This window comes from Microcystis sp. M165S2, assembly GCF_020245885.1.
GTDB lineage: Bacteria > Cyanobacteriota > Cyanobacteriia > Cyanobacteriales > Microcystaceae > Microcystis.
Genome location: NZ_JADBTZ010000241.1, coordinates 1 through 18,364 on the forward strand (window position 1 = coordinate 1; position 18,364 = coordinate 18,364).

General features: G+C 46.2%; 14 protein-coding genes and 5 pseudogenes. 7 read left to right on the forward strand and 12 right to left on the reverse strand.

Annotated features, from left to right (window positions below):
• Both IM479_RS12300 and IM479_RS12305 read left to right on the forward strand, forming a co-directional pair.
• The coding region (locus IM479_RS12300) for a zinc ribbon domain-containing protein (RefSeq protein ID WP_287699438.1) at positions 1 to 270 on the forward strand (270 nt) is incomplete at its 5' end.
• A gap of 42 nt (positions 271 to 312) precedes the next feature.
• Positions 313 to 732 (forward strand): annotated as a pseudogene (locus IM479_RS12305) (DUF29 domain-containing protein); the annotation flags it as partial.
• Between the two features lie 233 nt (positions 733 to 965).
• Here IM479_RS12305 and IM479_RS12310 read toward each other — a convergent pair.
• Together IM479_RS12310 and nblB are read right to left on the reverse strand one after the other, a co-directional pair.
• Positions 966 to 2,057: a tetratricopeptide repeat protein gene (locus tag IM479_RS12310; protein WP_287684340.1), complete on the reverse strand. Its 1,092-nt coding sequence runs from the start codon at positions 2,055 to 2,057 to the stop codon at positions 966 to 968.
• 63 nt (positions 2,058 to 2,120) lie between these two features.
• Positions 2,121 to 2,795, reverse strand: coding sequence for a phycobilisome degradation protein NblB (nblB, locus tag IM479_RS12315; RefSeq protein ID WP_286826549.1), 675 nt, complete (start codon positions 2,793 to 2,795; stop codon positions 2,121 to 2,123).
• A 44-nt stretch (positions 2,796 to 2,839) separates the two neighbouring features.
• Between nblB and IM479_RS12320 the strand changes: the two genes are divergently transcribed.
• On the forward strand, positions 2,840 to 3,589 hold the full coding sequence (locus tag IM479_RS12320) for a tetratricopeptide repeat protein (protein ID WP_287684339.1): 750 nt from the start codon (positions 2,840 to 2,842) through the stop codon (positions 3,587 to 3,589).
• Between the two features lie 22 nt (positions 3,590 to 3,611).
• On the opposite strand, the gene IM479_RS12325 is transcribed toward IM479_RS12320, so the two are convergent.
• Together IM479_RS12325 and IM479_RS12330 are read right to left on the reverse strand one after the other, a co-directional pair.
• Positions 3,612 to 4,565 (reverse strand): ABC transporter ATP-binding protein, encoded by a 954-nt coding sequence (locus tag IM479_RS12325; protein ID WP_287078700.1) that lies wholly within the window; start codon positions 4,563 to 4,565, stop codon positions 3,612 to 3,614.
• 53 nt (positions 4,566 to 4,618) lie between these two features.
• A pseudogene (locus IM479_RS12330) lies at positions 4,619 to 4,780 on the reverse strand (ISNCY family transposase); the annotation flags it as partial.
• 118 nt (positions 4,781 to 4,898) lie between these two features.
• Here IM479_RS12330 and IM479_RS12335 point away from each other — a divergent pair.
• Both IM479_RS12335 and IM479_RS12340 read left to right on the forward strand, forming a co-directional pair.
• Positions 4,899 to 5,025, forward strand: a pseudogene (locus IM479_RS12335) (Uma2 family endonuclease); the annotation flags it as partial.
• Positions 5,026 to 5,265: 240 nt separating this feature from the next.
• Positions 5,266 to 5,995 (forward strand): annotated as a pseudogene (locus tag IM479_RS12340) (carbonic anhydrase).
• 28 nt (positions 5,996 to 6,023) lie between these two features.
• Here IM479_RS12340 and IM479_RS12345 read toward each other — a convergent pair.
• The 5 genes from IM479_RS12345 to rimP form a co-directional block, all read right to left on the reverse strand.
• Positions 6,024 to 6,593 carry a low-complexity tail membrane protein gene (locus tag IM479_RS12345; protein ID WP_287684338.1) on the reverse strand — a complete coding sequence of 190 codons (570 nt, stop codon included), beginning with the start codon at positions 6,591 to 6,593 and terminating at the stop codon, positions 6,024 to 6,026.
• Positions 6,594 to 6,753: 160 nt separating this feature from the next.
• Positions 6,754 to 9,786 carry a translation initiation factor IF-2 gene (infB, locus tag IM479_RS12350; RefSeq protein ID WP_287684337.1) on the reverse strand — a complete coding sequence of 1,011 codons (3,033 nt, stop codon included), beginning with the start codon at positions 9,784 to 9,786 and terminating at the stop codon, positions 6,754 to 6,756.
• A 111-nt stretch (positions 9,787 to 9,897) separates the two neighbouring features.
• Complete coding sequence (locus IM479_RS12355) at positions 9,898 to 10,179, reverse strand: YlxR family protein (protein ID WP_287684335.1); 282 nt, start codon at positions 10,177 to 10,179, stop codon at positions 9,898 to 9,900.
• Positions 10,176 to 11,372 carry a transcription termination factor NusA gene (gene nusA, locus IM479_RS12360; RefSeq protein ID WP_287078696.1) on the reverse strand — a complete coding sequence of 399 codons (1,197 nt, stop codon included), beginning with the start codon at positions 11,370 to 11,372 and terminating at the stop codon, positions 10,176 to 10,178. Before nusA ends, IM479_RS12355 begins: the two co-directional genes overlap by 4 nt.
• A gap of 185 nt (positions 11,373 to 11,557) precedes the next feature.
• A complete protein-coding gene (gene rimP / locus IM479_RS12365; RefSeq protein WP_286826368.1) occupies positions 11,558 to 12,028 on the reverse strand; it encodes a ribosome maturation factor RimP in 471 nt (156 codons plus the stop codon).
• A 214-nt stretch (positions 12,029 to 12,242) separates the two neighbouring features.
• Here rimP and ftsH point away from each other — a divergent pair, with 214 nt between their 5' ends.
• On the forward strand, positions 12,243 to 14,138 hold the full coding sequence (gene ftsH, locus IM479_RS12370) for an ATP-dependent zinc metalloprotease FtsH (RefSeq protein WP_287684334.1): 1,896 nt from the start codon (positions 12,243 to 12,245) through the stop codon (positions 14,136 to 14,138).
• Between the two features lie 305 nt (positions 14,139 to 14,443).
• Here ftsH and IM479_RS12375 read toward each other — a convergent pair whose 3' ends face one another.
• The 3 genes and pseudogenes from IM479_RS12375 to IM479_RS12385 all read right to left on the reverse strand — a co-directional run bounded on the left by IM479_RS12375 (position 14,444) and on the right by IM479_RS12385 (position 16,599).
• Positions 14,444 to 15,232, reverse strand: coding sequence for a response regulator transcription factor (locus IM479_RS12375; RefSeq protein ID WP_287684333.1), 789 nt, complete (start codon positions 15,230 to 15,232; stop codon positions 14,444 to 14,446).
• A gap of 327 nt (positions 15,233 to 15,559) precedes the next feature.
• Positions 15,560 to 15,861: pseudogene (locus IM479_RS12380) on the reverse strand (transposase); the annotation flags it as partial.
• Between the two features lie 417 nt (positions 15,862 to 16,278).
• Positions 16,279 to 16,599, reverse strand: coding sequence for a DUF3155 domain-containing protein (locus IM479_RS12385; protein ID WP_286826857.1), 321 nt, complete (start codon positions 16,597 to 16,599; stop codon positions 16,279 to 16,281).
• A gap of 394 nt (positions 16,600 to 16,993) precedes the next feature.
• Between IM479_RS12385 and IM479_RS12390 the strand changes: the two genes are divergently transcribed.
• A complete protein-coding gene (locus tag IM479_RS12390; protein ID WP_287684332.1) occupies positions 16,994 to 18,250 on the forward strand; it encodes a GAF domain-containing sensor histidine kinase in 1,257 nt (418 codons plus the stop codon).
• The last annotated feature ends 114 nt before the right edge of the window (positions 18,251 to 18,364 follow it).

Consider the following 18,364-nt stretch of genomic DNA (forward strand, 5'->3'; position numbering starts at 1 on the left):
AATTACATCGAAATAGATAGATGGTTTCCTAGCTCTAAAAGGTGTAGTAATTGCGGGTATATTGCTGAGAAAATGCCGTTAAATGTTCGAGAATGGGACTGTCCAGACTGTGGGACGCACCATGACCGAGATATTAACGCCAGTAAAAACATTTTGGCCGCAGGACTTGCGGTGTCAGTCTGTAGAGCGACCATAAGACCAGAACAGAGTAAAACTGTTAAGGCCGGTGCGGAACCCCGCAAGGGAAAGAAGCAGAAACCTAAATCGTGAGGTTTGGGAATCACCGTCCGTTTACGGCGGTGAGGATGTCAACTCTGGCTAAAAACCACGGCAGAACAATTAAAAAAGGGCCAGTTTGCCGAGGTGGATTTAGACAATTTAATTGAGGAGATTGAATCGATGGGGAGAAGTGAAAGACACGCGCTCAAAAGTCTTTTAACTCGTCTCCTAGAACATTTACTCAAATTAACCTACTGGCAATCGGAAAGAGACCGGAATGGCAATCATGGTCATGGAGAAATCAATAATTTTCGGGCAGAAATCCAAGATTTACTGGAGGATAGCCCTAGTTTAAAGCCCTATCTTCGGGAGATTTTTGAGCCATCCTACCATACAGCTTTAGAGACCGTCCGGAAAAAAATGGGTTTATCCCCCGGCGGCCTACCCAGTCAGATAATTTTTAATCTCGAACAGGTTTTAGATCATCAATGGCTCCCAATCGAGTGGGAATAAACTATTGACTATCTAATACTAAATCTGGTTATTAAAGACTGATTATTTATTCCCCCTTTTGCCTCTTGCCTATTGCATGAGTGCCTGTCCTGATAAGTAGCCTATATTCAACGGATTTAGTATAAATTACTCCTTGATCGCTAAACAGTCATCAGTGAACTGAAAACTCAAATCTGATAACCGATAACTGATAACTGATAACTGATAACTGATAACTGATAACTGATATGGGTTCACTCAAGTAATTTCTTCAGCAGGGCATCCACTTCCTCCAGGCCGGATTGATTATTTTTTAGGACATAAACCGCTCGCGCTTGCTTAAAAGCTTCTTTCGCTTCTCTTTTTCGTCCCCGGCCCGCGTAGGCCCGACCGAGATTAAGATAGACATCGGCGTTATTGGGGGCGATTTCGGCCAAATCTTGATAGGCGATAATTGCTGCAAGATAATCTTTTCTGGCCAGATGGATGCGACCAATTCCCGCTTGTGCTTCCAAAGATTGGGGTTGTAGGAAAACAGCCCGACGATAAAAGGGGAGAGCCTCGTCAAAACGCTCTTGTTTTTCGAGTAAAATACCTATTTTTAGCTGAATTAAAAAATTTCCTGTACTTTGTCGCTCTATTTCTTTTAAAATCTGGGTTCCGCCATTTAAATCGCCCTGTTTGAGCAAAAGGCTGGCCAGTTGCAATCTTAATTCAGTATTGTTAGGGAATCTTTGCAGGGATTTTTGGAGAAAATCGAGGGCTTCGCTGCTTTTATTCTGTTCAATCAAGGCTTTACCCATGATTTCGTGGGCTTGCTGATTATTGGGGTCGAGAGCTAAAACCCATTGGTAAACTTCGCCCGCTTTAGCATAGTTTTTTTGGCGTAATAATACTACCCCTAAACCGAGGTAGTGTTGGACGTTTTTCGGTTCTATTTGGATAGCGTAGTAGTAAGCGGTGGCTGCATTGTCATAATCACCGATATTAGCCAAACTATAACCGAGAGCATGGAAAAAGTCAGGATTACTCGGATCGAGACTTAAAGCTTTTTGGTATGCTTGGGCGGCGGCGTTATAATCTCCTTGCCGCGTTTGTAAAAAGCCAATCCCAGAGAAAATTCTGGCATTATTGCCATCAAGGGCGGCAGCCCGCTCGTAAACGGCTATAGCTTCCCCATAATTGCCATTTTTGACCAATTGCCGCGCTTGACGCAGTAGTTCGTTAACCTGTGAATCCTTGCTCACGATTGCCCCTGCGGGATTATCAGCGATCGCAATTGAGGCAGAGAAACAGCCCCCCGCGAGAAGACCGACGAGCAAGATTAGACGGGTAAATTGTTTCATCGCTTTACCTTTGTTAACGATTCTTAATTAAAGTTTATTGTAAATAGTATTGACAAAAATCAACTATTCTGCATCACCTTGGACGAGATTATTGCGGGCTTCTTGGGCGACTTGGGCGCTTTTGTCGTTGGTTAACTGGGTCAAAACAGCGATCGCATCCTGTCCCCCTAAGCGGCCTAAAGCTTGAGCGAGACGATAGCGCAGTTGCCAGTCATCATCATTAGCCAAGGGAACGAGTAAAGAGACGGCGCGGGGGTCGCCTAGTTCCCCAAAAGCACTAACGGCGGCCGTTTTTACCAATTCATTATCGGAGTTAAGGGCGATTTCGAGCAGTTCAAAGCCCCGGGGTTCCCCCAATTCGCCCAAAGCTGCCACAATGCTAAATTGAATTAACCAGTCGCAGGATTGTTGATAGACGGCCACCAGATCATCGTAGGCTGCGGTTAATTTTAACCCCCCGATCGCATCGGCTGCGGCCGCTTTCACGTCTGCTTCGGGATCATGCAACAAGCGATCGCGCAGAATAGTTAAGGCCAGATCGAGATTCTGACGACCGAGGATATCTAACTGACTTACCGCCGAATAACGCACCCTAGCGTTACTATCGTTAATTAAAGGCTGTAACATCTCGAAGGCGATTTCTGGGGCTAAATAACGCAGTTGATTAACTCCCGATAAGCGATGGCCATAATCATCGGAATCAAGCAGCCGTTGCACGGATTCAGGGGAATAATTCATAATTTGATGACACCCTTAACAATTGGACTGGTATTAATTGTCCCATGAATAGTTATCGACTCCTGACTATCTTGATCATGTTTAGTTCCCCGGTTTTTTGGGGCTGTCGTCCTCCCTCTCCCCTTAAAAAAGAACCTACGGCCGAGATGCTCGTTTCTCCTTCTCCCAGTCCGATTATTTCCGCATCAGACATTAAAGCTGCTAATCGTTATCGTCAATTGGGATTACAGTATCGTCAACAGGGAGATTTGAGCAAAAGTATTGAGGCTTTAAAAAAATCGGTACAGTTAAACCCCAATCATCTAGACGGGAGAGTAATTTTAGGCTGGACACAACACCTAGCTAAACAACCTTTAGCGGCACAAATAACCCTCGAAGAAACGATTAAAATTGCTCCCGATCATGTGGCTGCTTATAATGCTTTGGGTATTGTTTATCTTGTGGGTGGTCATCTTGAAAAGGCCGTAGTTACTCATACTAAAGCCGCTAATTTAAAACCAGATAATGAAATTGCCTACTATAATTTATCCCTCGCCTATCATCGCTTAAAAGATTTTAATTCAGCTATTACTAACGCTGAAAAAGCAGTTAAATTAGAGCCAAATAATCCCCATCCTCTTGTGGCTTTGGCAATGATTTATTTAGAGCAAGGTGATAGTAAAAAAGCTCATGATACCTATAGAAAGGCTGTGGATTTAGACGGTCGTTATCGACAAAAATGGTTTCTGGCACATCTGAAGGAAGCTGGTTTTAGTCAGGAGCAAATTAAATTAGTAGAAAAGTTACGAGCCTAGATTTAAAAAATATTATTTACTCTTAAGATGCCTGTCGATGTCCCAGTTTTAGGAAAATAGTTTCTAAATCTTCGCGGCAAGTATAAAACTCGCTTAAGGTCAGACCAGAAACGACTAAAGATTTCAACAATTCGGCACTATCTTCTAGGGTTCCCGTAAATTTAACCTGGAGAGTATTAGTATTAATAATTCTTTGCCAACTTTCCACAAAAACACATTGTTTAAGAGCGGTTTCTAAGGCTTCTAAATTGCCTAGAGTCGTGATCTGCAAGTATTGGCCAGCTAGACGTTGATTTAATTCTTGTAAAGAGGTACTTTCCACTAGATAACCTAATTCCATGATGCCCACAGAACTACAAAGTTCGGCTAAATCACTAAGGACATGGGAGGAAATTAAAATAGTCATACCTGCCGATTGTAAGACTTTAATAATCTCACGAAATTGTAGGCGAGCGATCGGGTCTAATCCAGAAACCGGTTCATCGAGAAGTAAAATTAAAGGTTCATGGATAATCGTTCGGGCTAAACTTAAACGTTGTTTCATCCCCCGGGACAAAGTAGCGATCGAATTATGGCTTTTACCTGTCAATTGTACCAGTTCTAGAACCTCATAAATGCGGCGATGACGTTGGGAGCGAGGGATATGATAAAGACGGGCAAAATAATCCAGATAATTCCAGACATTTAGGTCATCGTAGAGGGGAAAATTATCGGGTAGATAACCTAAGTTTCTTTTGAGACGGGGATTACTCTCATCTCTTAAAAGACGTTCTCCGTGCAGATATATTTCTCCCGTTGTCGGTTCTTCCGCTGCCGCTAACATCCTAATTAAAGTGGTTTTTCCCGCTCCATTTGGACCGATTAACCCGTAAACTTCCCCCGCTTCAATCTGTAAATCCACTTGATTAACAGCCCCATGGCGGTCAAATTGTTTGGTTAAACCAACGGTAGCAATGGCTAATTCTGGTGCATTCATAAAGTTTTAGTAGTCGGATTGCTGACAAACTGGCCACCACATTCTTAACATTAACGTTTGGGTTTCCCGTTATCAATAGAACCATTCTTGATGGTATGGTGAGAACCCCACTAGGACAAGGCAATACAGGCGAAGATGTGATTTTGTTCTGTGTTAGACTGATATTTGAGTAAGTCTAACACGAACCACAAAAAGATATTGATCAGAAAACTGATCATCAAGCTAGATGTTTAAAGACTGATTTGAGCCAATTATTTTTTTTTGTTAATGAATATTTTACACAGTTCATACCAGATAAGCAACATGGCTCACTACTACCACCAAATCCTTACCTTGCGCTATTTTACCCCCGAAGGTGAATTAGTTCCCACTCCCGCAGAAGCGGCACAATAGGCAGAAAGCCGCAAAATTAGCGGCTAAATTGCGGGAATTGGGCATAAATACCCGAGAAAATTGCTAATTAGAGCTTGCTGAATAAATCTAAAAACCTTGTTGGGTAAGACTTTTAGACTTTTTGTCAATCAAAAAGTACCGGCCATGGCAGTGAGCGGGGGGAAAATTCCGGGACTTTTTCCCTGAAAATTAGGTAATTGACCACATAAAAATCGGTAAAACTACACCCCACACCCCACACCCCACACCCCAGGAAAAACTTTTTGCCGCAAACCCTAATTATCCGATGATTTCTGGATTTAATACCATGTATAGACGAGAATTACTGCAATTTATTGGCTCTCACGCTCTTTTTGGGGCTATTAATCGAGAATTTGCTTGGAATTATCAAAATATTGACCATTGGGGCGAATTATCAAGGAATTATCGCCTCTGCACCAGGGGAAAGCAACAAACACCGATCGATCTGAGTATAGTGACTGAAAAAGAGCTATACCAACCCACCTTTAATTATCGTCCTGTACCCCTAAAAATTCGCCATAACGGTCGTACAATCTTGGTTAAGACCGAAAAAGGTGGAAACATGAGTTTTCACGGCGAAAATTGGGATTTATTGCAGTTCCACTTTCATCATCCCAGCGAACATCAGATTAAAGGTCAGTCTTTCCCTCTAGAAATTCATTTAGTGCATGGGAATGGGAGGGGAAATTTAGCAGTTGTGGGCATTTTAGCCGAAATTGGCGCAAATAATCCCTATTTACAAACCATTTGGGATTATTTGCCCCAAGAACCTTCTCCTGAAATGATTATCCCCGATACTTGGGTCAATGCCGGGCTTTTACTGCCGGAAAATAGCGATTTTTATGAATATCGGGGGTCTTTGTCCACTCCTCCGGTGTAGCGAGGATGTTCTCTGGTTAGTCTGGCAAAATGCGATCAAAATTTCTCCCCAACAACTGCAACAATTGGCTGAGATTTTTCCGAGTAATGCGAGGAATATTCAACCCTTAAACGGGCGCTCGATCCTGCATTCCTAGCCCACCAATTGTCGGCATTTTGGCTAATTTAGATAATTTTATTAACTTTTAGACCAAAAATTGTAAATAACTCAGGAATGCGCTCAATAACTAAAGCTTCGGTGGCTGTCCAGTCACTTTCTTTAGTGGCTAAAACCCCCAGAACACTCAGAGGAACCTGTAGAAATAGGTGACTTAAGAGGAGAGCGATCGCAGCGATTACTAAACCTAAAAGCCGCCATTGGGGGAGATAGGCGGCCACGGCAGCCGCTAGAGGGGCAAAATTGTAGATTGGCCAAGCGATGAGAATTAAGAGGATGACTCCCAAAAGAGTAAGAAGACGATGGCGAGGACGTTTAAAAAGAGAGAGAATTTTTAACTGTTCGGGGGTGAGTTGACTAGGTTTGAGAGCAACCAACAAAAGACTAAAAATATCAAAAGGTTTTGTCCACTGCATCCAAAAAACGGGAATAATAGCGATCGCTCCTAGAAATAGCCATTCTAGCCAAAGAAAAGGCAAGGGATCGCCCACAGCTAAACCAATCCAAGCGATTTGTAAAAAGATTGGCAAGGCCGCTAACCCTGCCAAATGAATCCACAAGAAAGGTTCTGATTTCATAGAGGGAAATGGGAATTATAAATTATGAATTATGAATTATGAATTATGAAGTGGGGAGACCACTTCGTGCGCGTTGCGGGGGGAGTGGGGGAATTATGACTGATAACTGATCACTGATCACTGATAACTGATCACTGACTCCCTGACGCTGACCGTCTAATTAACTGGATAAAGTGCGACGTTTCATGACCATTTCGTAGGCTTCGATAATGTCGCCTTCTTTCCAGTCATTGAATTTAGAAACACCGACACCGCACTCGAAACCGGTCGCCACTTCCCGGGCATCTTCCTTCATCCGTTTGAGGGAATCGAGAACTCCCTGATAGACAATTTCCTTGCCGCGACGCACGCGCACGAAGCGATTCCGCACCAGTTTACCGGATTGGACATAACAGCCCGCCACGGCCCCACGACCGACGGTGAAGACGGCACGCACTTCGGCGAAACCGAGGTGTTCTTCCACTTCTTCGGGGTCGAGAAGACCTTCCATCGCTCCTTGAATATCATCGAGAAGCTTGTAGATGATATTGTAATCGCGGATATCGACCCCTTCCCGATCGGCGGATGCGCGCGCCCCACTGGCAAGGGTGGTATTAAAGCCCACCACCACCGCACCACTAGCGGCGGCCAGATCCACATCGGTTTCGGTGATTTCCCCCGGAGAGGCGAGGAGAACGCGAATCTGGACTTCGTTTTGGGGTAACTGTTTGAGCGCACCGAGGATGGCCTCGACGGAACCTTGCACATCTGCCTTGAGGATGAGATTAAGTTCCTTGAGTTGTCCTTCTTGAGCTTGGATAGAGAGGGTGCTAAGGCTAACGCGACGGGAGGAGAGGGCCTGTTGTAAACGGGTGTTGCGTCGTTCGATCGCCCGTTGATCGGCAATTGATCGGGCCTCTTTTTCACTTTCATAGACATCGAATTCATCGCCGGCGGCCGGGACATCACTGAGACCGAGGATTTCCACGGCAAAGGAGGGGGTGGCCGCTTCGACTTTTTGACCGCGATCATCGATCATCGCCCGAATTTTGCCGAAAACGGAACCAGCGACGATGCTATCACCCACGCGGAGAGTGCCATTCTGGACGAGCAGGGTAGCCACGGGGCCTTTGGTGCGATCGAGGTTAGCTTCGATCACGGTTCCCTTGGCCAAGCGATCGGGGTTAGCGACCAATTCCGCTACTTCTGCCACCAAGAGGATCATTTCCAGCAGATTATCGAGATTTTCACCCCGCAGGGCGCTAACGGGAACCATGATCGTCTCACCGCCCCAATCTTCGGCCACCAGTCCCTGTTCGGTCAATTCCTGTTTAATCCGGTCGGGGTTAGCTGAAGGTTTATCGACTTTGTTAATCGCCACCACGATGGGGACTTCGGCAGCCCTGGCGTGACTGATTGCCTCTTTCGTTTGGGGTTGTACGCCGTCATCGGCGGCTACCACCAGCACGGCTATATCGGTGACTCTCGCCCCGCGGGCGCGCATAGCGGTAAAAGCTTCGTGGCCGGGGGTATCCAAAAAGACAATCTGTTCTGGTTTGCCGTTATGTTCCACATCGACGTGGTAAGCACCGATGTGCTGGGTGATGCCACCGGCTTCCCCCTGGGCGACTTTGGTTTTGCGGATCGAGTCGAGGAGGGTGGTTTTACCGTGGTCAACGTGACCCATAATGGTGACGACGGGGGGACGACGCTGGAGACTTTCCCAGTCGGAGACATCGATCATTTCCGTGGTTTTGATTGCCGCCGACTGGGTGCTGGGGGTTTCCACGGCGATCTCGAAGTCCCTGGCGATCATTTCGATCGTGTCCACGTCGAGAGTTTGGGTGATATTAACCGCCATCCCTTTAAAAAATAGGGTTCTGATGATCTCAGTTTCGGGGACTTTCATCAATTCCGAGAGGTCGCGCACGGTGAGACTGCCGGTGACGACGATGCTTTCCGGGCGTTTTTCCTCTTGGGGTTCTTGGCGCTCGCTTTTCTGTCCGCCAGTGTGGGCGGTTGGTTTACTAGGCCGCTTAACTTTGACTGCTGTTGGAGTGCCGGAGGTGGCAGCTTTAGCGGTGGGCGGTTTGGGGGGACGAGCGGTGGAAAGGGTAAAACTGGGGGTATTAATTAACCCGGACAGTTCCGATTCTAGATCATCATCATCTTCAAAGAGAGCTTGGGTGCGGCGTTTGTTTTTGCCGGCAGTTTTGGCGGTTTTGGCCGCTTTTTTCTCTTCTTCCTCTTCTTCTTCCCAGCTTGATTTTTTGGCCATGCGAGGGGGCATGGTGGGTCGTTTGAGTTTTTTCAGCCCGTCTGCTCCGAGCAATCCGGTATCTGTATCGATTTCTGTGCCATCAGCACCAGATTTCTTGGTGGTATCGGTTTCTTCCCCGCCGGTAGCCGAGATTTTAGCGGGTAAACCGGGGCGAACTGGGCGCTTCAATTCCACCGTCTCCCGCACTTCTCTAGCTGGTTCGGCCGGTTTCGGGCTTTTTCCGTCGGGTTTGCGGTTGAGGGTCGGTTTTTCTGGTTTAGCCAAGCCTAGCCTGCGCTCAGGACTAGGGGCATTTTCGCTCTCGCCGCGCTCGCGTTTTTCTCCCCTGGGCCTGTCGTTACTGCCAGGAGCATTTTTAGAGCGGGGTTCTGGCCGGCCCGAGGCAGTTTCAGGGCGTGGTTTCGGGGTGAGGGAAGGTCGATTAGGTGGGGCGGTTAAGGTGGGGGCTGCTTCTGACACTAGCGGGGTTTCGGTCGGGGTTTCTTTAACACTGGGGCTATGAGATAGCATCTCTGCAGCAGTGGCGGGAGTTTTTTCGGCTGCTCCGTCGCGCCCTGGGGGAGCAACGAGGGGTTTAACCGGGGGACGGGGGGGACTGATTAAAGTCGGTTTGGCCGAGGAACCGGCTTGACCGGGATAGCTTTCCCCTTCTTCGCCGGTTTCGGGGCGGTTGTGTTTATGCAGGGCTAAAATCTTTTGTTTTTTTTCTTCGGCAGGACTAGCCGATTCTCGCTGACCCGTGCTATTTTTACTGGTACTCGAAACAACTCCCTTCGCAGCGATTGCTTTGATGCGTTGGGCATCCTCTTCGCTGATCGTGCTACTGTGGCTCTTGTACTCGATGTTCAACTGGTCACAGATGTCCAAAATGTCTTTGTTGTCTAGATTCAATTCTTTTGATAAATCGTAAATTCTGACTTTCGTGTTACTCATCCATTATCCCCCGGCTAAAGTGTTAGTGATCCTATAATTTGGCTGATTTTTTGATCCTGTCAGGACTGTCCCATTTCCATGCTAACGATTTTGTGGCTATGATCGTCAATTTTAATCCTGATTTGGACGACCTTGCCAGGCAGGCCCGAGTCGCTCTTGCAAGGATTCATAGAGCGTTTCGGGAATATTGGCTTTTAGGGCGCGTCCGAGACGATTTTTTTGTCGGGCTAGTTGCAGGCAGTTGGGTTGTGGACACATATAGGCTGATCTTCCCATGCCTTGATCTAATTGTATCTGTCCGGACGGGTGTAGTCGGACAATTCGCCAAAAGGATTCTTTCGGGGCGAAGAGACGGCAGCTAATACAGCGTCGATAATTGACGAAGGTGTTCATTCTCGGTCTAAATCCTGGGATTCTGGGTCTGTTTCAGCGGGTTTTACCTCTTGTTCGCCTTTATAGAGGGCTATATCCTTAATATCGATTTTCCAGCCCGTCAGACGGGCGGCTAGACGCACGTTCTGCCCTTCTTTGCCAATCGCTAAACTCAATTGATCCTGTGCCACCAGTACCAGTGCTTGTCTTTCTTCGGCATTAGTGAACAAAACTTGGTCGATACGGGCTGGACTAAGGGCATTGGCAATGTAGGTGGCGGGGTCTGGAGACCAACGAATCACATCGATTTTTTCGCCCCGCAATTCGTTAACCACAGCTTGAATCCGCGAACCTCTAGCCCCAATACAAGCACCAACCGGATCCACGTCTCTCTCTAAGGTATCGACGGCGATTTTTGTCCGCGAACCAACGTGACGGGAGGGGGGATTTGCTTCCCGGGCGACGGCCACAATACGAACGATTTCCTCCTCGATTTCGGGAACTTCGTTGGCGAACAGATATACTACCAAACCCGCCGCCGCTCTGGAAACGATTAATTGCGGGCCGCGGTGAGAACCTTCCAGGACTTTTTTGAGCAGAACTTTAAAGGTGGCGTTAGCGCGATAGTTATCGTTGGGCAGTTGTTCCCGTTTGGGTAGTTCTGCTTCCACTTCCGGTTGACCGTAGGTGCTTTGTACCATGACAATAGCAGCCTGTCTTTCAAAACGGACGACCCGGGCCTGTAAAACGGTTCCTTCCAGATCTTGGAACTCCTCTTGAATCATTTTGCGTTGGTTATCCCGCAGTTTTTGCAGTAAAACCTGTTTAGTTTGAATCGCCGCCATGCGACCAAATTCTTTTTGGTCGGGGGTGACATCAAGAACTACTTCATCCCCTAACTGGGCCTCATCGGCCACTTCTTGCACTTCTTTGAGACCGATGTGATGGTCGGCATTGGTCACTTCTTCGACAATAGTTTTAGTAGAAAGGATGCGAAAGCCTTCTTCTTCTACATCTAATTCCACATCAAAGTTATTGAAATAATCTTCATGGAATTGAGCAGCTTTTTCTAAACTTTGGGCGCGTCGATAACGTTCATAACCCTTGAGAAGTGCTTCACGCAAGGATTCTTGTACGGCATTTTTGGGCAGATTATGTCGTTGGCTAATTTCTTCGAGCATTATTTTTAAACCAGGCAAATTAACAGTAGCCATAATTATTTTTTCTCCTTACTTTTGAGTTATTAGTTTTTTAGCCGTCAGCCTTGTATCAGTTATCAGTTATCAGTTATCAGTTATCAGTTATCAGTTATCAGTTATCAGATGTAAGTTTTAAGTTAATCAGTTAGTTAGTTATTTATCTTCATCCTTATCCCTGTTTACTGATTACTGTTTACTGATTACTGATTATTGCGCTGCTCATCTAAACGGACGCTGATGACGGTAGTGCGATCGATGCTCAGGGAGCGACCTTTTTGGTTAAGATAAATAGATTGCTCATCTCTACCTTGCAGTTTTCCGCGCCATTCTTTCGGTTTTCCTTGGCTATCCTGGCCGGTAACGATGACGGGAAAACCTTTAAAAGACTGAAATTCGCGCTCACTGCTCAGTTGTCGAGAAATGCCGGGGCTAGATATTTCTAAAACGTAGGCCTCTGGTAAGATTTCTTGACTGTCGAGGGCGGTTTCTAAGGCCCGACTCATCTGCTCACAGTCCTCTAAACCAGTATCTCCCCCCAGATTGCGAATATCGACGCGCAGGACGGGAGGCCTTTTATTGGTTTGAAAAACGATATCGACCACTTCTAGCCCCAAGTTTTCAGCGATAGGGGTGGCTAGGTGCAGCAGGTCGGGGATGAGCGGATGGGTCATGATTTGGACAATAAAAAAAGCGGGCGAAACCCACTTCCCTAAACTGTTAGTGATTGGGATAGGCAGTTGTTAGACCACCTAGCTGAATACAATATAGCAAAAAACCGTCATCACTATTTGCCCCCGGGGTCGTGCCTGGGGGAAAACAGAACAGTGGTCACGATCGAGTCGATCTGTCACAATGAATACAGGGTAACTAGATATAGAGTCAATTATGGATCAAAAATCTCCACTCACCGTAGTTAGAGCCAAGTCAGCTAAGAATCGTGGTAATCGACCAGTATGGAAAGGGATTGTCACCACTTGGATGATTGTGCAAACCTTTGGCCAGGTCACTCCTGCTTGGAGTCAAAAAAACCAAAATACCCTCACCTACGGTGAATTGTTAGAGAAAATCGAGCAAGGCAAGGTAAAAAAGGTCGAAATCAATCCTTCTTTGCAGCAGGCAGCAGTTACCCTCGTCGGTCAAACGGACAAGGATCCCCCGAAAGAAGTCAATTTATTTGACCAAAATCCCGAATTAATCAAGAAACTCGATGCTAAAAAAATCGAGTACGGCATTCTCCCCAGCACTGACAATTCGGCCTTGATCAATGTTCTCACTAACCTGTTAGTGATTATTGTTGTCTTGGGATTATTGGTGTTTATTATCCGTCGTTCTGCCAATGCTTCCGGTCAAGCGATGAACTTTGGTAAATCAAGGGCGCGGTTTCAGATGGAGGCGAAAACCGACACACAATTTAATGATGTGGCGGGTGTGGATGAGGCCAAGGAAGATTTACAGGAAGTGGTGACATTCCTCAAACAACCGGAAAAATTTACGGCTATTGGTGCGAAAATCCCCAAGGGAGTCCTGTTAATCGGGCCCCCGGGGACGGGAAAAACTTTACTGGCTAAAGCGATCGCGGGAGAGGCGGGAGTACCTTTTTTCAGCATCTCCGGGTCGGAATTTGTGGAGATGTTTGTCGGGGTTGGTGCGTCGCGAGTGCGAGATCTGTTCCGAAAAGCCCAGGAAAATGCCCCTTGTTTGGTTTTTATCGATGAAATTGATGCCGTTGGTCGTCAAAGAGGGATCGGTTATGGGGGAGGTAATGATGAACGGGAACAAACCCTGAACCAATTATTGACGGAAATGGACGGTTTTGAGGGAAATACTGGCATTATCGTCATTGCCGCCACCAACCGCCCCGATGTTTTGGATTCGGCCCTCTTGCGTCCGGGTCGTTTTGATCGACAGGTGGTGGTGGATTATCCAGATTGTAAGGGACGTTTGGCCATTTTGGAGGTTCATTCTCGCGATAAAAAGGTGGCTGCTGATGTGGCTCTGGAGGCGATCGCCCGTCGCACCCCCGGTTTTACTGGGGCAGATTTGGCTAATATGCTCAACGAAGCGGCGATTTTTACCGCTAGAAGACGGAAAGAGGCGATTACCATGGCGGAAGTCAACGATGCGATCGATCGGATTGTGGCCGGTATGGAAGGGCGCGCTTTAGTTGATAGTAAAGCCAAGCGTTTGATCGCCTATCATGAAGTTGGTCATGCGATTGTTGGTACTCTCTGTCCCGGCCACGATCAGGTGGAAAAAGTCACCCTGATTCCCCGGGGTCAAGCGCAGGGGTTAACTTGGTTCACTCCCGATGAAGAACAGGGTTTAACCAGTCGTTCCCAGTTATTAGCCCGAATTGCGGGATTATTAGGGGGAAGGGTAGCGGAGGAATGTGTCTTCGGTGAGGATGAAGTGACCACCGGGGCCGGCAATGATATTGAAAAAATTACCTATCTGGCCCGACAGATGGTAACGCGTCTGGGAATGTCGGAATTGGGATTGATTGCTCTAGAGGAGGAGGGCAATTCCTATCTCGGTGGTGCTGGTGCTGGTTATCATCCCGACCATTCTTTCGCGATGATGGCGAAAATTGATGCACAAGTACGGGAACTTGTCAAGCAATGCCACGATTTAGCAACAAAACTTATCCTTGACAATCGTGTGGCGCTCGATCGCTTGGTGGATATACTGATTGAACAGGAAACCATTGACGGCGACGAATTCCGGCGTTTATTGACGGAATTTCAGCAACAAGCGGATCGGTCAATGGTGACTACGGTTTAATTTTGTTTTCGTCTCCTCGCTTTGAGGAAGTGCTTAGGGTTGGCTGAATAAATCTAAAAACCTTGCTGGGTAAGACTTTTAGACTTTTAGTCAATCAAAAAGTGCCATTTCTTGGAGGGATCGGGGGGAAAATTCAGGGACTTTTTCCCTGAAAATTAGGTAATTGGCCACCTCAAAACTGGTAAAACCCTACACCCTACACCCTACACCCTACACCCCACCCCCACGAAAAACTTTTTGCCGCAAACCCTAGCTAGGAGACGATTTCAGCAGACAATCTGCTAATCAGTCGGACAAAGCCAGAATTAACGACTAACATTGTGAGCGGGAATTTTATTAATGGAATGACCGTTATGATTGCCTTTGGTGGGGGCAATAATATTAGCTTCTAAAGCTGAAGTCATCTCGGCCAACATTTCTAAATTGAAACGATAGCCGACGTTGCGGACGGTTTGAATTAGATTAGGTTGCCTGGGATCGGTTTCGATTTTTTTCCGCAGAGAGAGAACATGAGTATCGATTGTCCGGGGATTATCAATTTCCTCGGGCCAAGCGCGACGCAGTAAATCGGCTCTTGATAGGGGTGTTCCCTCCGCTTGGGCTAAAACGTAGAGTAGGCTAAATTCTTGGGGCGTTAATTCGATATACTCCCCGCGAAATTGTACCCGTCGTTGGGCTAAATCTATTTTTAATTGCCCATAATCCAAGTGTAGGGGAGCAGCCCTACTGCCTAAACGACGAGTTAACACTTCTACCCTAGCCATAAATTCTTGCATCCCGAAGGGCTTTCTCAGGTAGTCGTCGGCCCCCGCTTTTAAACCATTGACCACATCTTTTTCGCCATTACGGGCCGAGAGAATCAGTATTAAAGACTGTTTTTGTTGATCAAGCCAACGGCAGAGTTCGATTCCATCCCCGTCCGGCAAGTCGGAATCGATAATTGCTAAGGTTGGTTGACGATGAAGGAAAGCTTGACGCGCACTTTGCAGGGTTGCCGATTGATTAACCAAATAACCGGCCTGTTGCAGATGCCAAGCTAATAGCGATCGCAAGTGCGGGTTGCCCTCAACAATAGAAATATGGATCGATACCACTTGAGTTTCTGCCCCATTACTGCACAGATTGACACATTGTCAGGGTATCAGAATTAATGTCAAGATGTTGTAACAATCGTAACATTCGTCAGCCGTCAGGAGTCAGGAGTCAGCTTTGAATCAGTTATCAGTTATCAGATGTGAGTTTTCAGTTCACTGATTACTGATTACTGTTTACTGGTTACTGAAAAAAAGCTCCCCACTCCCCACTTCATAATTTGTAATTCATACGTCCCCGAAAATGTCTTGACTATCGAACCCTATTCAAGGTATTCTATGCAATGATGTCAGAGGGTGGTGGAATCCAGGTTTGAATTGGCGGATACTTTAGACGTTCATAATCTGAGATTTATTAAACTTCTGAAATCGTAGAGTGAGCAAGGAATCCAGTTCTTTTTTATGTTTCAGATGGACATCATTCAGACATTCATAAATAGCTGAAGAAAAGTCGGAAAAGTTTTCATAATATTTACCATATAAACATATAAACATTTCTTTTTGACCAATTTCCCCAGCCTTTCAATTAAACTTAGATTAGGCGAATAAGACGGCAGATAGAGTAGCTCTATTGACAAAGAAAGAGCCAATTCTTCAACAACTTTGCATTTCTGATAGCGGTCAATATCTAGGGGTTGCGGCAAAAAGTTTTTCGGTGGGGGTTGGGGGTTGGGGGATGGGGGATGGGTTTTACCGATTTTCAGGTGGTCAACTACCTAATTTTCAGGGAAAAAGTCCCTGAATTTTCCCCCCGACCACTGCAAGGGCTGGGACTTTTTGAGGGGAAAAAAGTCTAAAAGTCTTATACAACAAGGTTTTTAGATTTATTCAGCAAACCCTAATTATGACTCTTAAACTCTATTATTGTCTTTGAGTAAAAAATGCAAGTTATAGCCGTGCAAAGTATATTACTGCCACAGCAGGTAATGTCGCCTAAAACTTGGCTGCTTTTCAGCCTCAGATTTCTTATTGGGACTTAGACAAAAAAAACTCGTTTACTTTTCGGTAAACGAGTTTACTTTCCATGATACCATTAATAGTCCTTTGAGTTATTTGGCAACTGCTACCGCCGCTTTGACGGTCTGAGGCTGGGGCTGCAGGTCGCGCAAACTTGGGAAAAGGAAGTGGTTTTCCTCCACATATTGCGCTCCAAACAGTCCTTTTTCAGCCCAGAAATAGCGATCGGTTGTATGCTCGTTACGCTTAACAATCAATAAAGCTGGTGGGCTAATGCCTATAGCTTGAATGTACTTGCGCGCCGCAGTTACAGGTTTATCTTCGCCACTTTCAATACTATACTGGGGTATGAGTTCAAGTATCTTACGTCCTTCTTGACGACGGCGACTCTTACGTTTCCGTTTTCTGGCCAACCCAATTACCTCCTGTTTTGGCTAATCGCTGTAATGGTAATGATAGTTACAAAAGCCGTAGCGATTATATCCCTTCTAGACCAAGAAATCAAGTGTCCCTCACAAACTTAATTACAGACAAGTTTGACTAGAAGCTAGACTGAGACTAGGTTTAAGTTTTTCTGACGAAAACACTGCCCCAAATCCCGATACAAAACTTATTATTCTTAAACTTTTTTTAATATATACCGTGATCCACCCCTAAAATAGTGAGCAAACCCTTGTCCTAATTGCTTTTTGCTGGCTGCCCTCGACCCAAGAGGATGGTCATTCTCTCCTATCTACACTGGGAAACAAAACTCGCAACCCTAGCTGTATCTAGGTTTTCTGATTTTTTACTTTTTACTTTCTTGGTATGCCCTTCTCCTCCCCCTCCCGGACTCCCCTGAGTGATGATTTTATTGCCCTCTGTCAGGCACAGATGGAACTTTTGCGAGAGCAAATGGAAACGGACAGAAGTGCGGTTTATTTAAATGAACCTTTATCGAGTAATTTAATCCCAGTCGTTGTTTATCCGCCTTTTAACCCCCCTTCTCCCCAAAAAAAGCGGCTTTCCTTACAACCAGGGCAACCGGCGGCAGACTTGTTAACTGCGGTTAAGTTAGAAGATTTATCCCACCTCTGGAGTAATCAGGAGACCGTCAGCGGTCATCGCTTGTTTTTACCCTTAATGTATGAAGAGGGCATGATCGGATTATTGGTGGCAACCAGAGAAAAACGACCTTGGCAAAGTTGGGAATTAACCCGGATGGAAAAAATCACCCAAACCCTCGCTTTAGCCTGTGTACTCGATCGCCAATTGGGAGAAGAACGTTATTATCGACAATGGCAAAGTCAGCGCCTCGATACCTTTCTCCATCAAATCCGCAATCCCCTCACCGCTTTAAAAACCTTTGGTAAACTTCTGCTCAAAAGGCTTTTAGCCGAAGAAGGTAACGATCCCGCCATTACTGGTATCCTGAGGGAAAGCGATCGAGTTCGGGACTTAATCGCCGAATTTGAGGCACAAATCCACCAAGAAAGCGAAAATTACCCCACTGTCGATATTCCTCTCCTGCAAGCGCAATCTTCCCCCACCGCCTTTCTCTTGCCTGCTGACAGCAGCCAACTAACTCCGATCGATCTCCATGATATTCTCGATCCGCTGCTCCTTTCGGCCCAAGCGGTAGCCAAAGAGAGAAATCTCCGTCTAGAAACGATTCACGGGGAAGACATACCACTTATTAGCGCCAATATCCCCGGTTTGCGGGAAGTATTCAGCAATTTAATTGATAATGCCCTCAAATATACTCCTGCTGGCGGAAAAGTCACCGTCGAGGTGCAGAATGTTAAGAATAGTGTAGAAATTGTTTTTAAAGACACGGGTTATGGTATAGCGAGGAGCGATCAAGAAAGAATTTTTCAACGTCACTACCGGGGAGTGCAAGCAGGGGGAGATATACCGGGTACAGGATTGGGTTTAGCGATCGCCAAAGAATTAATTACCAGCATGGGGGGGAGGATTGAATTTATCAGTCCCAATCCCGAGCAAACAAGTTCCCTCTACCCCGGCACGGTTTTTCGGGTTCATATACCAGTTATAGCCGATGATAACCTCAGTATAGAGGGATGATCTGGTGGTCAATTCTGCCTATTTTCTCGCTCGGGAGATTCCCGGGGCGATCGGTTAAAATATATGGAAAATATCAGTGTCAATGGTAACTTGGCTGTGAACCAAAGAATTAAC

Bases quoted from the DNA above. Each gene is read 5' to 3' on its own strand.
- nblB (WP_286826549.1), bottom strand. From the start codon at position 2,795: ATGAATTATTCCCCTGAATCCGTGCAACGGCTGCTTGATTCCGATGAT.
- IM479_RS12310 (WP_287684340.1), bottom strand. From the start codon at position 2,057: ATGAAACAATTTACCCGTCTAATCTTGCTCGTCGGTCTTCTCGCGGGG.
- rimP (WP_286826368.1), bottom strand. From the start codon at position 12,028: ATGACCCATCCGCTCATCCCCGACCTGCTGCACCTAGCCACCCCTATC.
- IM479_RS12325 (WP_287078700.1), bottom strand. From the start codon at position 4,565: ATGAATGCACCAGAATTAGCCATTGCTACCGTTGGTTTAACCAAACAA.
- nusA (WP_287078696.1), bottom strand. From the start codon at position 11,372: ATGGCTACTGTTAATTTGCCTGGTTTAAAAATAATGCTCGAAGAAATT.
- infB (WP_287684337.1), bottom strand. From the start codon at position 9,786: ATGAGTAACACGAAAGTCAGAATTTACGATTTATCAAAAGAATTGAAT.
- IM479_RS12345 (WP_287684338.1), bottom strand. From the start codon at position 6,593: ATGAAATCAGAACCTTTCTTGTGGATTCATTTGGCAGGGTTAGCGGCC.
- ftsH (WP_287684334.1), top strand. From the start codon at position 12,243: ATGGATCAAAAATCTCCACTCACCGTAGTTAGAGCCAAGTCAGCTAAG.
- IM479_RS12320 (WP_287684339.1), top strand. From the start codon at position 2,840: ATGAATAGTTATCGACTCCTGACTATCTTGATCATGTTTAGTTCCCCG.
- IM479_RS12390 (WP_287684332.1), top strand. From the start codon at position 16,994: ATGCCCTTCTCCTCCCCCTCCCGGACTCCCCTGAGTGATGATTTTATT.
- IM479_RS12355 (WP_287684335.1), bottom strand. From the start codon at position 10,179: ATGAACACCTTCGTCAATTATCGACGCTGTATTAGCTGCCGTCTCTTC.